General features: G+C 71.1%; 8 protein-coding genes. 4 read left to right on the forward strand and 4 right to left on the reverse strand.

Annotated elements, in window-relative coordinates:
• Window positions 1–46: 46 nt before the first annotated feature.
• From QBL21_RS33630 to QBL21_RS33645, 4 genes are all read left to right on the forward strand, one after another.
• On the forward strand, window positions 47–6217 hold the full coding sequence (locus QBL21_RS33630; RefSeq protein ID WP_407565993.1) for a hypothetical protein: 6171 nt from the start codon (window positions 47–49) through the stop codon (window positions 6215–6217).
• Window positions 6218–6426: 209 nt separating this feature from the next.
• Window positions 6427–7620 (forward strand): MFS transporter, encoded by a 1194-nt coding sequence (locus tag QBL21_RS33635; RefSeq protein ID WP_407565994.1) that lies wholly within the window; start codon window positions 6427–6429, stop codon window positions 7618–7620.
• Window positions 7621–7881: 261 nt separating this feature from the next.
• Window positions 7882–9384: a phosphoesterase gene (locus QBL21_RS33640; protein ID WP_407565995.1), complete on the forward strand. Its 1503-nt coding sequence runs from the start codon at window positions 7882–7884 to the stop codon at window positions 9382–9384.
• Window positions 9385–9630: 246 nt separating this feature from the next.
• A complete protein-coding gene (locus QBL21_RS33645; protein ID WP_407565996.1) occupies window positions 9631–11142 on the forward strand; it encodes a phosphoesterase in 1512 nt (503 codons plus the stop codon).
• Between the two features lie 42 nt (window positions 11143–11184).
• On the opposite strand, the gene QBL21_RS33650 is transcribed toward QBL21_RS33645, so the two are convergent.
• The 4 genes from QBL21_RS33650 to QBL21_RS33665 all read right to left on the reverse strand — a co-directional run bounded on the left by QBL21_RS33650 (window position 11185) and on the right by QBL21_RS33665 (window position 14568).
• Complete coding sequence (locus QBL21_RS33650; RefSeq protein WP_407565997.1) at window positions 11185–12456, reverse strand: MFS transporter; 1272 nt, start codon at window positions 12454–12456, stop codon at window positions 11185–11187.
• On the reverse strand, window positions 12453–13574 hold the full coding sequence (locus QBL21_RS33655; protein ID WP_407565998.1) for a PLP-dependent cysteine synthase family protein: 1122 nt from the start codon (window positions 13572–13574) through the stop codon (window positions 12453–12455). The genes QBL21_RS33650 and QBL21_RS33655 overlap by 4 nt, the downstream gene beginning before the upstream one ends.
• 87 nt (window positions 13575–13661) lie before the next feature.
• Entirely contained in the window at window positions 13662–14288 is a 627-nt protein-coding gene (locus tag QBL21_RS33660) for a hypothetical protein (RefSeq protein ID WP_407565999.1), read from the reverse strand.
• Window positions 14289–14361: 73 nt separating this feature from the next.
• Window positions 14362–14568, reverse strand: coding sequence for a hypothetical protein (locus QBL21_RS33665; protein WP_407566000.1), 207 nt, complete (start codon window positions 14566–14568; stop codon window positions 14362–14364).
• Window positions 14569–14765 lie beyond the last annotated feature (197 nt).

Raw genomic sequence — 14765 nt, forward strand, 5'->3', positions numbered from 1 at the left:
TTTCTGAGCGGCTCGTCGGGAAACCTAAGAATCGGAGCACATACGTATGCACGACCGGTACTACGTCATCACAGGGCCACCGTTGTCCCCACCAGGTGCGTCTGCCGAGAGCCTCGGCGAACTCGCCGCCGCGCTGAACCAGCTCGACCGCCCCGCGGACCGGGCGCTGGCGGAACTGCCGCCCGACATGGTCGAGTTGGCATTCAACTCCCTCCCCGTTCCCGGACGGCAACTTCTGCTGAGGCGTCTCGGTATCCGCATGGCAGCGCCGCGCCGAGCGGGTCCCGCGCTTTGTGACGACATCCTGGCCAGACTGCGCCGGGCGACGCGCAAGGACGGCTGTGTCTGCGGCCTCCGAGTGCTAACGGACACCGTACTGAACCAGGTGTTAGCGGCCGTATTCGAGGGCGGCGACGCGTCCGCGGACCTCGTGGGACGCTGGGATGGAACGCTGCTGCGCGCGACCGTCTTCGCCTGGTGCAACGCCTCGGTCGCCGATGCTTTCCTTCTCGTCTGGGCTGCCGAGCACGGGTGGTGGTTCGACGCCGACGCGGACACAGGACACGCACCCCAGCTCAATGCCGTACACGCAGCCGCGATGGCTGTCGTCGAAGCCCACGCAGGTTTCATGCTCGAGGAGGGCACGAGGGCGGAGTCGGGTCGCGCAGTGGCCGACGACGGTGCCACCCTCCGTCCAACTGCTGGCAATGCAGCCGACGGGCAGACCCCGGAACGCACCCAGAAGGCCGCAGCCGTCGGTCCCGATGATCCGGCAGAGGTGTGCCGCACCCTGGCTTTGGCCGTCGAGCGGGCGCGCCGGTCGGTGTCGTCGGTATGCGAAGCTCTCGATGACGGTCGTCCGCCGGAGGACGAACATGTAGGGGACTTGGCCGAGTTGCCCGCGGCCTTCCGCCATGCGCGGTCCGAGCTCGACGAAGTGGGTGTCGAACCGGGCCCGCTGCGCCTGGACGACATGCGCCGCGCGGCGGAGTCGTTCACTGCCCAGCGCGTCATGGATTCGGCACTGCGTGAGACGCTGCGGGAGCTGCTGTCGATCGGCTGCCGCCCGGGAAGCCCTGCCGTCGTACACGCGGAGACCGTCCGTACCTGTGCACGGGAACTTCTTGATGTTCCGGTGTGGGACGGGAAACAGCGCGAGGAGGGCTCTGCCCTGGTCGCCATCGCCGAACTCATCCGCCTGGGACAGAGGACAGACGCCGATCCCCACACCATCCTGTCGCTCCAGATGCAGGTGGTACGCGCCCTTCCCTCGTGTGCTGCGGCCTCGGCAATGGCACCCGACCTCACCCTCGGGGAACGGACCGGACCGGTCGAAGGCTCGGAAAGCGAATTGACCTCCGACGAGGTACAGGAGTTTGCCGAACCCTCCGGACAGGGTCTGCGCGGCAGTGACGAGGAGGCTGCCGCCCCGCTTGCTCCCGCTGACGGGATTAACCCGGCGGGGACGGAGGCCGAGACCGAACAACCTCCGGACGGAACCGGGCCGCCGCCTTCGGCTGACAGTCTGCCGACGGCTGTGCCACCCGGCGCAGACCCGGTCGACGGCGACACCGCACAGCGCTCGTTCGCCGAAGCCGGGGAGGAGGATTTGCTTCGCTCCGCCGCGACCGGTACCCAGCCGACAGACGTCGCCGGTGGTCAGAGTGCCGTCGAGCCGCCCGTTCCGTCCCTTGGCGCCACGACCGCACCGACCGACACCAGCGGCCACGGGACGGCCCGCTTCGTCGCGCCCAGTCCGGCAGTCGCGAGCCGTACGGGCGGTTCGGCCAAGCCGGGGGGGGCGGCCCAGATCGAGGGAGCTCTCGCACGCCTCATCAGGGAACGGCGTTTCGGCCTGGCTCATCATATGGCGAAGGCCGCGGGCCACCCGGAGCCTCAAGCGACGGCTCTCCGGCTGGCCGGGGCGGCGGCGCTACTCACCTCCGCCACGGGCCCCTGCGCGCGGTTGGTGGGAGATCTGCTCCGGAAGCAGAGCGACCCGGCCGACCACGATCCGGAAGGCACCGACCTGCTGTTGGTCCCGGCCCTGCTGCGGGTGGCACTGATCACCGGGGACCACATGGCCGGGGCGCAGTTGAAGACCCTGGCACCCCGGCTCCCCCACATGCTCGGAGAGGTCACCACGCAGGTGGCGGACCGCACGCTGAGCGGCGCATTGATGCTCGCATCCCCGCTTGCGGTGATCGCTGACGCGTCGGGTACCGAAGGCCGGTTGCGCAATATCCACAAGCAGTGCCGCACGTTCATCGACTCGCCACCGCGCCTCCGCTTCGCCCGGGCGACGGAAATCGGCAAGCGATGGCTGAGGCCGGACGACGGGCTGCTGGGCTCGATGCTGACCCGGGTGATCAACGACGACCGCGACATGCTGCCGTCGGTCCGGGAGGAGGCGGAGCGGCTCGCGAAGCTCCCCGAGATCAACAGCGAGATCGACCGCATCGACCGCAAGTACCGCTCCTCCAGCAGGAAGGCCCTCCAAGGCGCGGGGCGACAGGATCTCGTTCGCATGGTCGAGGACACGGTGGCCCTGGCCAAGGAGTGGTGCATCGCCGTCGAGGACGCCCGCAAGGGCGGCCGGTCGGACACGAACAGAGTGGCCAAGGAGGTCTCTTCCCTACGCCGCTCGCTGCTTGCCCGCAAGGAACCGGTGCTGGCCGACCTGGAACGTCTGACACGGCGGCCCGAGGTCACGGCCGCGGCTGCTGCCCACGCCGCGTACGACTCCTTGTCCGAGCTCTTCTCGCTCCTTGAGGGCAAGGCCGAGCAGGGCCGTAATGTCAACCGCGAGGACCCCGATGTCGCCCTGGACGCGGAACTGCTGAAGGTCTGCGATGCCGTCGCCGACCACCCTTCCGTGGAGCAACTGCTCACCGCCGTGTGGCGTCCGTGGGACGAGGCGCTGCGAGAGCGTCTTGACCACGACGCGTTCCACGCGGCCAGCACGATCGTGAAGCTCGCCGAACGCGGCGATCTGCCTGCTTCGGACGGCGTGTCGTTCGGCCCCCAGAAGCTCACCGACATCGACGTGCTCAAGGCGAGAAGGCGGCAGGAACTCGACGCGAGCCGCAAGGCGCTCCTCGCCGAGCTGCGCCAGGCCCAGGCGGACGGGGCGGTGACGGACGACCAGGACCTGAGCATGCAGGAGCTGTTGGAAGGCGCCCGGACGGGTCTGGAGGGAACGACGCAGAGTGACCTGAGCGAGGTACGCGCGACTCTGCGGAGTGTACGTACCAGCCTCCCGGCCTACCGGGAAGAAGCAGCCGGCCGGATCCGGGCTCGGCTCGACGCTCTCGACGTCGCGCAGGCCGAACGGGACCAGGTGCTGCGGCACCTGGACACCGGCAAGCTGCCGACCGCTGCTGACCTGGTCTATTTCATGGAGATCGGGGAGCCGATGCCGGAGATCGACACCGGCGAGACCCATCTCGGCAAGTTCTTCCCGGAGGTGCCGGAAAAGCTGCCCCGGGGAATCGACGGCGAGCTCATCCGTCTGGTGCGGTCCGGTGGCAGCCATCCGGCCGTGCCCGTGCTCGACTACCGGCACCTCTCCGGCGACGAGGCCGAGCTGGCCGCGACGGCACTCGACAACTGGCGTGAGGTGGGCGCCCTCGAGCCGAAGGACCGACCGAACATCCCCAATGCGAAGCTGCTCCCCGCACTGAGACTGCTCGGTTACGACGCCAAGGGTCCGCGCCGTCTGGAGGAGTTGTCGCATCAGCGTCGCGAGCACCGCTTCCTTGAGGCCACGGACGTACAGATCTACGGCCGTGCCACCGTGCCGGACTTCGGCTCGAAGATCAGGGAGCAGGGGGGCCGGCTCCGCCTTCTGCTGGTGTGGGGGCGCCCGCCGGCGGAGGTGGTGATGAGCCTTGCCTCGCGGGACCCGAGCGGGTCCGGACTGCTGGTGCTCTACTTCGGCACACTGAGCACGAAGGACCGGGTGGAGCTTGCAGTCGGCAGCGACGGACAGCGGCCGCTGCTCGTCGTTGACGACGCCGCACTCGCCTACCTTGCAGCCCGCGGGAGCCGACAGGTGAGCTCCGCCACTCAGACCCTGCTGCCGTTCTCCGGCATCAATCCGTACATCCTGGAGAAGCGCGGTCGGATCGGAGGGGAGATGTTCTACGGACGCGACGCGGAACGCAAGAGCATCCTCGATCCTCAGGGCACTCAGGTCATTTTCGGCGGGCGAGGACTGGGGAAGTCGGCACTTCTGAGCGACGCCGGGGACAGGTTCACCGAGCAGTACCCCGGCTTCCGTCAGACCGTGTACGTAAACCTGGACCAGGTGAACATCGGCAAGGGCAGCGCTCTCGGTCCGGAAACGCTCTGGAGCATTCTGGAGCGCGAACTGGCCGCCGTCGACGTGCTGCCGCGCGCGAAGGGACGCAAGCCGCTGCCGGGAGACCGCTGGGAGTACGTTCGCAGGGAGCTACGGCGTTGGCTCGACCAGGACTCCATGCGCCGCCTGCTGATCCTGCTCGACGAGTGCGACCTCTTTTTCGAGGCGGATGCCCCCCGATTCGAGCAGACCAAGAAACTCAAAGGGCTCGGCTCGGAGACCAAGGACCGGGTCAAGGTCGTGTTCGCCGGACTGCACTCCGTACAGCGGTTCTCCAAGCTTGCCAGCAACGGGCCGTTCGGACACCTCGCACAGACGCCGACGGTCATCGGCCCGCTCGCTCCGCAGTTCGCCGCAGACCTGCTGGTACACCCGTTGCGGGCCCTCGGTTTCGAGTTCGCCGACGTGGACGTGACGAACCGGATCCTGAACTACTGCTCCTACCAGCCGTTCCTGCTCCAGATGTTCGGTCACCGGCTGGTCGAAGTCATGCAGCGCAAGCGTCAACGGCGCCCTGGCGAGGGGCCCCCATACACGATCGAGGAAGTCGATGTCGAGGCCGTGGAGTCGGACACCGATCTTCGCGCCGGCATCTCGGCTGCGTTCAAGGACACCCTGAGCCTGGACCACCGATACGACGTGATTGCCAACGTACTCGCCTACCACGCCCGCCACTACGGACTCGAGGGGCGGCTCAGCGACGCCGCCCTCCGCGAGGATTGCGAAACGTACTGGCCCGAGGGCTTCGAGAACCTCGACACCGAGGGATTTCGCGCCTACCTGTCGGAAATGGTCGGGCTGGGTGTCCTGGCCCCCAACCACGACGGCCAAGGCTGGCACCTGCGCGGTCCGAACGCCCTGCGCATGATCGGCACCTCGCACGAAGTTGAGGCTCGGCTTGAGCGCGCTCATCGGGATTACAAGCTGGGCAACCGCATCGTCCTGGAGGGCCGGCCGGAGCTGCCGGACAAGCGTCCGGCCCCACTCACCATCACCCAGTTGGACGATCTCCTCGGCGACCGCGCCAACCGCACTCGGGTGGTACTCGGCACCAAGGCCACCGGTGTCACCGAAGTGGGCAACACCCTACGCACGGTGACCGGTCGTATCTCCGGCTGGGAACTGCCGGCGGTCGGCAGGCCCAGCGTCTTCAAGCAGGAGCTCACCGGCGGCCGGCCCGGCGAACGCCGCGTGGTCATCAGTGACTTCACCCAGTACGCCGAGAATGTGCGAAAGGAAACCTGGCGGGAAGCGGTTGACGTGGCTCAGACCGCGCTCCCCGTCACGCCGGGCGTGACTCGCTCGGTGGTGATTGTCACGGACACCAGGCAGCTCGACCTATGGCGTTCTCTGCTCCTGGAAACGGAAGAATCCTCGGCGCTGCCCGTGGTGCTCCGTCGCTATGACCACCGGAGCCTGCAGGACTGGGCCCAGCGGACGGAGTTGTTCTACACGAATGGACGTCTCGACCGCCTCTACGAACTGACCGGCGGATGGCCGTACCTCGTCGAACGCGCATACAAGCTACACCGCGAGCTCGACGGCGCGGAGGAAGCACTGCAGAAGATGGCGGAGTTGACCACGGATCGTTCCGCCGCCCGGGAATTCGTACAGGCGACGGGAATCTCCGCAAACTCGAAGCTCCTGACGGGATACTGGGCAGTCGCCGAGGAATTCGGCGACGGGGCAGCCGATGCGGACGACATCATCATGGTCATCGCCCTTGAGTTGGGGGACGAGGAGGACGCCGACTGGGTGTACGCATGCCTGGACGCCCTCCAGGTTTTCGAGCGGGAGGGGGCCTTGCTGAAGCTCGAGCCGCTCCTGCACCGGTGCATGTCACTGTGCAAGTGACACCTCCCGGCTCCCGCACGTGAGGGCGTGCGCCTCTTCTCGGTGAGAGAAGGGGCGCACGCCCTTCGTCCCAGCGCGCTCTATCCGACCTGGGGGGCTCTTGACTTCGTCGAGCACCGGAGTTACAACGTTGCACTTGGCTGTCGGGGCGCGGACGGGGGCGGTGGGTGCGTACCAGGGGGCGGGACGGGGCCGGTTGGGCGATTCCGGTGGCGCTGGGGGTCGACGCCGTCGGGACCGGGCTCTATCTGCCGCTGTCGATGGTCTACTTCCTCGCCGTCACCGACCTCTCCGAGGCCCGCGTCGGCCTGCTCATGACCGCCGCGACCGCCTCCGCGCTCCTGCTGCCGCTGCTCGCCGGGCGGGTCGTGGACCGCGTCGGCCCGCGGCCGGTGGTGGTCGCGGGGCTGCTGCTCCAGGCCGGCGGGTTCCTCCTGTACCTGGCGGTGGACGGGCCGGCGTCGCTGTTCGCCGCGGCGCTGGTCGAGTCGGCCGGGCTGCGCGTGTACTGGTCGTCGGTCTTCGCGCTCATCGCCGAGCAGGGCGACGACCGTGCCCGGGACCAGTGGTTCGCCCGTGCCGCGATGATCCGCGCGGCCGGCACGGGGGCGGGCACCGTGCTCGCCGGGGTGCTGCTGGGGCTCGCCTCGCAGAACGCGTACCGGGGGATGATCCTGGCGAACGCGCTGTCCTTCGTCCTTGCCGCCGGCGCCGTCGCGTTCTTCGTACGGAGCCGCCCGCGGCCGGCCGCCGGCGACGGCGCCGGAAAGCCCGCCGACGGCGTACGGCACCTGCTGCGCAACCGCGCCTATCTGTCGCTGATCGGCGTCAACGTACTGTTCAACATCTGCACGGTCCTCCTCGCCGTCGCCACCCCCGTCTACGTCGTCCGCGGGCTGGACGCGCCCGGCTGGGCGGTCGGCGCCTTTCTCGCCCTCACCACCGCCGTCGTCGCCACCTCCACCGCCGAGGTCACCCGCCGCATCCGCCGGCGCACCTCCCGCGGCGGCGCGATGGCCTGGGGCGGCGTGGCGTGGGCGGCGTGGTGCGGGGCCATCGCGTTCGCAGTACTGCTGCCGCGCGGCCCCGTGCTGGTCGGCTACCTGGCGCTGGTGATGCTGCTCTGGGCCGCCGCGGAGATGCTGCACGGGCCGGCCTCCAACGCGCTCTCCGCGGACGCGGCGCCGGAGGGGGCCCGGGGGACGTATCTGGCCGCGTTCCAGTACTCGTTCGCGACGGCGGACATGGTCACCCCGGGTCTCTTCGGCCTCCTGTACGGCGTGGAGCGGGTGCTGCCGTGGGTGGTGGTCGGCTGCCTGGCGCTGGTCGCGAGCGTGGCGATACGGCCGCTGGAGCGGCGGCTGACGGACGAGAGGGCGGCGGCGCGGGCGGGAGTGGCCTGAGGCTCGCACGGGCCGCCTGAACGGCACGTACGGACCTCGGGGCGGCGGGCACGGACCGCCCGAGCCGCGCGTGCGGCCTGAGGCTCGCGCGTGCGACATCGCAGCCCTTCGGCCCCGCCCGTACCACGGCCTCGACTCCTGATGGGCGCACGGGCGTTCACCATTCCCCCCGGTTTCCGTTCACCTACCGTGCTGCTTCCGCGGCCGGATCTCCCCGGCCGCGCGATCCGGCACTGGATCCGACGAAGGAGAGGCAGCACCATGAACGACTTAAACCACGAAGGCGACGCGCGCGGCGGGATCTCGCGGCGCCGGCTCGTCCGGTACGTGGGCGTGGGGGCGACGCTCGCGGCGGCGGGCCCGCTGGTCCCCGGCGGCCAGGCGGCGGCCGACGAGGCGTCGGCGGCCCGGCGAGGCGGGCGTGCGCACGACGGGCTGCGTGCCTGGCGGGCCGGTGACCACCATGTGCACTCCGAGTACAGCGGCGAGTTCGACACGTCGACCAACCCGCCCACGTTCCACAAGGGCACCGACGGGATCTACCCCATCGCCACCAATGCCCTCATGGCCCGGCAGTTCGGTCTGTCGTGGATGATGTGCGCCGACCACGGCGGCCCGACCCACTCGAAGGTCAACGTGGAGCTGGCCTACCCGGACCTGCTGCGCTCGCGCGTCCTCGTGCCCGAGGTGTTGCAGTTCTGGGGGATGGAGTTCGACGCCCCCGCGCTCGATCACCACACGCTGATGATCCCGCACCACAGTGGGGAAGCGGAGCAGTTGTACGAGCTGGAGAGCCGGTTCGCCAAGCTCGACCCGTTCCCGGCGGACCCCGGGCGCGATACCGAGGCCAAGATGATCGAGTTCCTCAAGGCCGCGAACGCCATGGACCGCAAGCCGCTGGTGATCGCCCACCACGCCTCCAGCTCCGCGACCGGCCTCGGCGTCTACGGCCACGACACGCCGCGGGAGTTCCGCAACGGCAACGACACCGCCCCGAACGTCTACGTCGGCTTCGAAGGGGCCCCCGGCCACCAGGCCGCCCAGAAGGCCGGCTATCCCCGCAGCGGCTACTTCTACCACCCCACGTACGGCGGCTTCGACCAGATGACCGCCCGTCTGGGCGGCCTGTGGGACTCGCTGCTGGGCGAGGGCCGGCGCTGGTGGATCACGGCCACGTCGGACTCCCACTTGCATTGGACCCAGGGAGGTGCCGACTTCTGGCCGGGCGAGTACAGCAAGACGCACGTCCTGGCGCGGCAGGACTACGGGGACATCATGGACGGCCTGCGCAACGGCCGTATCTGGGTGGGCACCGGGGACCTCATCACGTCCCTCGACCTGGCCCTCACCAACACCGGTCGTACCGCCACCATGGGCGAGACGCTTTTCGTGAACGGCCAGGGGCTGACCGACATCGAGGTCGAGATCCGCTTCCGGCCGCTGGACGGCAAGAACGGCAACGGCGACCGTCCGCAGGTGCGTCGTGTCGACCTCATCACCGGCAGCATCACGGGGCCGGTCACCGACCGCGACGCGGACACCAACCCCACCACCAAGGTCGTCGCGCGCTTCGGCCCGAACGACTGGCAGCGGCAGGGCGCGGACTACGTCGTCCGGCACACGCTGCGGGACGTGGACGGCGACATGTACGCGCGCGTACGCGGCACGAACACGGACGAGGCCGAGCCGTTGGCGGACGGGGCGGAGAGCCCGTGGGACGACCTGTGGTTCTACTCCAACCCGGTGTTCGTCGACGTCCGTTAGCGGACGGGTAGAGGAAGGGTCGGCAGGCTGCGCGTACGGGGTCGGGAGGCCCCCCGTACGGCGCCGGGGCCGGCCGCACAACACCGGTCGTACAAAAGCAGCAGACGCGCGCGTGCCGGCCGCACCCGCGGCCGACGCCGCATGACCCGTTGTTTCCCACCCCCCGCACCGCCGTTCACGCCCCGTTCCGTTCCGCCGTCGAAACTCGCAGGTCGCCCCCCGCAACGCGAAGGAGAGGCCCGCATCATGAACGACGGACACATCGAAGGCGCCGACGGCCCCGACCACACGGGGATCTCACGGCGCCGGCTCGTCCGGTACGCCGGCGTGGGGGCGACGCTCGCGGCGGCGAGCCCGCTCGTCGTCGGCGGCGAGGCGACCGCCGACGGCTCGCAGGGGCACGGCCGGGGCGGGCACGGGAACGACCGGCGGCGCGTCTGGCGGGCCGGTGACCACCACGTGCACTCCGAGTACAGCGGCAGGTTCGACACGACGACCAGCCCGCCCACGTTCCACAAGGGCGCCGACGCGGTGTACCCCATCGTCACCAACGCCGTCATGGCCAAGCACTTCGGCCTGGCCTGGGTCATGTGTACGGACCACGGCGGCCCGACCCACTCGAAGGTCAATCTGGAGCTGGCCTACCCCGACCTGCTGCGCTCGCGCGTCCTCGTACCCGAGGTGCTCCAGTTCTGGGGGATGGAGTTCGACGCGCCCGCGCTTGACCACCACACACTGATGATTCCGCACCACCGCGAAGAGGCTCAGCAGTTGTACGAGCTGGAGCGCCGGTTCGCGAAGCTCGATCCGTTCCCGGCGGACCCCGGCCGCGACACCGAGGCCAAGATGATCGAGTTCCTGAAGGCCGCGAACACGATGGACCGTAAGCCGCTGGTGCTCGCCCACCACGCGTCGCGGTCCGCGACCGGCCTCGGCGCCTACGGCCAGGACACCCCGCGGGAGTTCCGCAACGGCAACGACGCGGCCCCGAACATCTACGTCGGCTTCGAGGGCGCCCCCGGCCACCAGGCCGGCCCGCTCAACGGCGGCGCCCGCGGCGGCTACGGCAACCACCCCACGTACGGCGGCTTCGACCAGATGACCGCCCGTCTGGGCGGCCTGTGGGACTCGCTGCTGGGCGAGGGCCGCCGGTGGTGGATCACGGCGACGTCGGACTCGCACGTGCACTGGACGCGCGGCGGCGCCGACTTCTGGCCGGGCGAGTACAGCAAGACGCACGTCCTGGCGCGGCAGGACTACGCGGACGTCATGGACGGCCTGCGCAACGGCCGCGTCTGGGTCGGCACCGGGGACCTCATCACCTCCCTCGACCTGACGGCGGGCAACCGGGGCCGGAGCGCGGCGATGGGCGAGACGCTGACGGTCGGCGGGCGGGGCCGTACGGACGTCGAGATCGAGATCCGCTTCCGTCCCCTGGACGGCAAGAACGCCAACGGCGACCGCCCCGAGGTCCGCCGCGTCGACCTCATCACCGGCAGCGTCACGGGCCCGAGCGCCGACCGCGACGCGGACACCAACCCCACCACCAGGGTCGTCGCGCGGTTCGGCCCCGGCGACTGGCGGCGGCAGGGCAGGGAGTACGTCGTCCGGCACACGCTGCGGGACGTGGACGGCGACATGTACGCGCGCGTACGCGGTACGAGCACGGACGAGGCCGAGCCGGTCGCGGACGGTCTGGAGAGTCCGTGGGAGGACCTGTGGTTCTACTCCAACCCGGTCTTCATCGACGTCCGTTAGGGACGCCCATGCGCGCGGTGCGGCTCACGCCGACACCTACGCCTATGCCTTCGCCGGCTCCGGCCGCATCGCGCGCAACCACCCGCCTCGGCTCAGCGCCGCCAGGGCGCCCGCGCACAGCGCGCCCGTGGCGGTCAGCACCAGCCACGGCAGCCGGGGATACCTCTCCGCGGCGTCCCACAGCGCCCCCGTCGCCAGGTTGCCCAGCGTGATGCCGAGGCCGGACACCGTGTGGTAGAGCCCGTAGTGCGTGGCGACGAGGCGCCCGCCGGAGAGGGACACCACCGTGTCCATCTCGAACGGGTACGCCAGCACCGTACCCAGCGCCAGCAGGGCCGCGGCGAGCAGCAGCGGGGCCAGCGCCGCCGTCCGGGCCGCCGCCCCGTCGCCGCCGGGCGGGGCGCCCGCGAGCAGCAGCGGCAGAAAGGCGACGCCCATCAGCGCGATGCCGTACACCAGGGCCCGCTGGGCCGGCCAGCGTTTCTTCACCCAGCCGGTGACGCGCAGTTGACCCGCCGCCGCCACGGCCGCCGAGACGGCGAAGAGCGCGGTGGTCACGCCGTCGCCGCCGCCGGGGAACGCCCGGTGGGCCTGGAGCGGGAGCGCCAGATACACCTGGAAGGACAGGACGTACGAGCCGATCATGGCGGCGGAGAAGAGCATGAAGGGGCGGTTGGAGACGACCGTGCGCCAGTCGGCCAGCACCCCGCGCGCCCCCGGCCGGTCGGCCCGTACCGTCTCCCGCTCGGGCAGCGCCAGCACCTGCACCACCGTCAGCCCCAGGAACAGCAGCGCCGCGACCGTACACACCAGCCGGAAGTCGGCGGCCAGCAGCGCCAGTCCGACGAGCGGGCCGACGAACATCCCCGTCTGGTAAAAGACGTGGAAAAGCGCGAAGGCCCCCACGCGCCGCTCCTCCCCCACTGCCTGCGCGAGGTACGTCCGCACGGCCGGGTTGAACAGCGCCCCCGCGAAGCCCGTCAGCGCCGACGCCGCGACCAGCGCCGGCAGCGACTGCACGACGCCCAGCAGCCCGAAGCCCGCCGTCCGCAGCACGCACCCGGCGACGATCATGCGCTTGCAGCCCAGCCGGTCGGCCAGCGTGCCGCCGAGCAGGAACATGCCCTGCTGGGAGAAGTTCCGCACGCCCAGGACCAGGCCCACGGCCCACGCCGCCATGCCGAGACCGTCGGCGAGGTGGGCGGCGAGGTACGGCATCAGCATGTAGAAGGCGGTGTTGATGGTGAACTGCTGCACCATCAGCAGCCGCACCCCGCCGCCGTAGGAACGGAACTCCCGCACCAGCCCCCTCATCGCGCGGTCACCCCCGGGGCGACGACGTTGCGGCAGCGCGTCCAGCGCTCGACGGCCCGATCCGCCGGATGCGCGATCTCGTCGGGGTCCTCGGCCGGCGGGCGGTCGAGCAGGTCGTGGGCGCGGCAGTACTCGTCGCTGAAGACGGTGTTCCAGTACCGCTGCACCCCGTCAGGGAAGACCGCGGCGATACGGACGGAGGGCCCGCGCGTACGCGCCAGCCACCCGGCGACCAGCGCCACCGCGCCGACGCTCCAGCCGCCGCCCGCGTAGTGGTGCCGCACCAGCCGCCGGGCCGCCCACACCGCCTCGTGCGCCGCGACCCAGTGACACTCGTCGAACGCCGCGTGGTCGACGTTGCGCGGGTGGATGCTGCTGCCGAGCCCGCGCATCAGCCGCTCGCCCGCAGGCTGCCCGAAGACCGTGGAGCGCACCGAATCCACCCCGACCAGGCGCATCCCCGGCGAGAACGCGCGCAGCGCGCGGGCGACGCCGGCGGAGTGGCCGCCGGTGCCGACCGCGGTGACGAGGATGTCCACACGGCCGAGCTGGACGGCGAGTTCGAGGGCGAGGGCGTCGTACGCGGCGGGGTTGTCGGGGTTGTGGTACTGGTCCGGGCACCAGGCGCCGGGCTGCGCCGCCAGCAGCTCTGCGACCCGTTCGCGGCGGGCCTGCTGCCAGCCGCCGGAGGGGTGCGGCTCGCGTACGACCTCGACGCGCGCCCCGTACGCGGCCAACTGATGCCGCAGCAGCGGCTCCAGACCAGGGTCGGTGACGAGGGTCACCGGGTGGCCGAAGGTGATCCCGGCGAGCGCGAGGCCGAGGCCCAGGGTGCCACTCGTCGATTCGACAACAGAGGAGCCCGGCGCCAGTTCGCCGCGGCGGCGGGCGGCGGCGACCATGTGCAGCGCGGAGCGGTCCTTGAGGCCGCCGGGGTTGGCGCCCTCCAGCTTCGCCCAGAAGCCGTGCCCGGGCGGGCCGAACGGCTCGCCGATCCACAGCACGGGGGTGTTGCCGACGAGGCCCGCGGGGGTGCTGCGGGCGCCGCCCGCGGCGGCCGGGCCGCGGAGGTCGCCGGGGGAGACGGGGCGCAGGGCGGGGTGCGTGGCGGAGTGCATGGGTGGTCCTTCCGCGGCCGCGCGGGTACGGGGCCGGGTGTGCGCGTACGTACGTGGGGCCGGGCGCGCCGCGGCGCGCGGGGGCCGTCACGTACGGCTGACGCAGACCAGGCGGAGCAGGGCGGTCCCGGGGCGGGGCGCCGGGCGGGTGTCGGCTGGGGGCGGCCCGGTACGGCTGCCGGCGGCTCGCGGCGCGGTGGCGGCGGGTGCGGCGGGGAGGGCCGGCGCGGGGAGGGCGGCGCCGGCGGAGTCGTCGCGTACGACGGCGTCGGGGAGGGCGGCGGAAGGCTCGCAGCACAGCTCGCGGCAGTCGGCGTGACTTGCGTGGTCGTCGAGATGGGCGTCGCGATGGACGTCGAGGTGCGCATCGAGATGCGCGTCGCGTTGGACATCGCGGTGGGCATCGGGATGGGCGTCGCGGTGATCGTCCATAGGACCGTCCACGGGCCCGGCGACCCGGCTGCCGGCCGGTCGGCCCGCCCGCTCGCTGCCGTGGCCCGCCGGGCGGCCCCGTGCCGCCTCCGCGTACGCCACCGGTGCCGGCGCCGCCGCCGCAAAGGCGCTCCCCCGCAGGCTCCCGCCGCCCTCGTGGTGCGGCGTACCGGCGTCCACGCACGCGAACACCGGGGCCAGCACGACGATCGCCAGCCCTGCGAGAAGAGCGATCACGGCGCGGCAGAGTCGCGGCAGCACGGCGGCGTGGGTACCCGGCACGCGACTGAGCGTAGCCACTTCTGCCCCATCCGCACTTTATTCACCACTTCCGAGTGATATCGGGGACGCGGGTTCACTCCTTGCTCTCGCGTCCGATCCGGGCCAGGGAGCGGTCGGTGAGGCTGAAGACCAGGTTCCGCACGGCCACCGCGGTCATCAGCCAGGCCAGCTCGTGCAGTCCGGCGGTGGTGGCCCCGGAGGCGAAGAACGCGGCCGTCGCGGCGGAGGAGAGCAGCGCCCCCCAGGTACATGAACGTGCGGAGCAGCCCGGCCGAGGCACCCATCCGGGCCGGCTCGGCCTGCGCGTACAAGGCGTTCTGGTTGGCCAGGCCGTTCAAACCCTGCGGGAGGCCGAATCCGGCGGCCAGCAGCACCAGCGCCCAGACGGGGCTGTCCGGGGTGAGCAGCAACAGCGCGGCGCAGACGGCGACCTGGATCAGCGACCCGGCCGCCAGCTTGCCCCGTACCTGCGCGTGC

Source organism: Streptomyces sp. 184 (assembly GCF_045781775.1).
GTDB lineage: Bacteria > Actinomycetota > Actinomycetes > Streptomycetales > Streptomycetaceae > Streptomyces.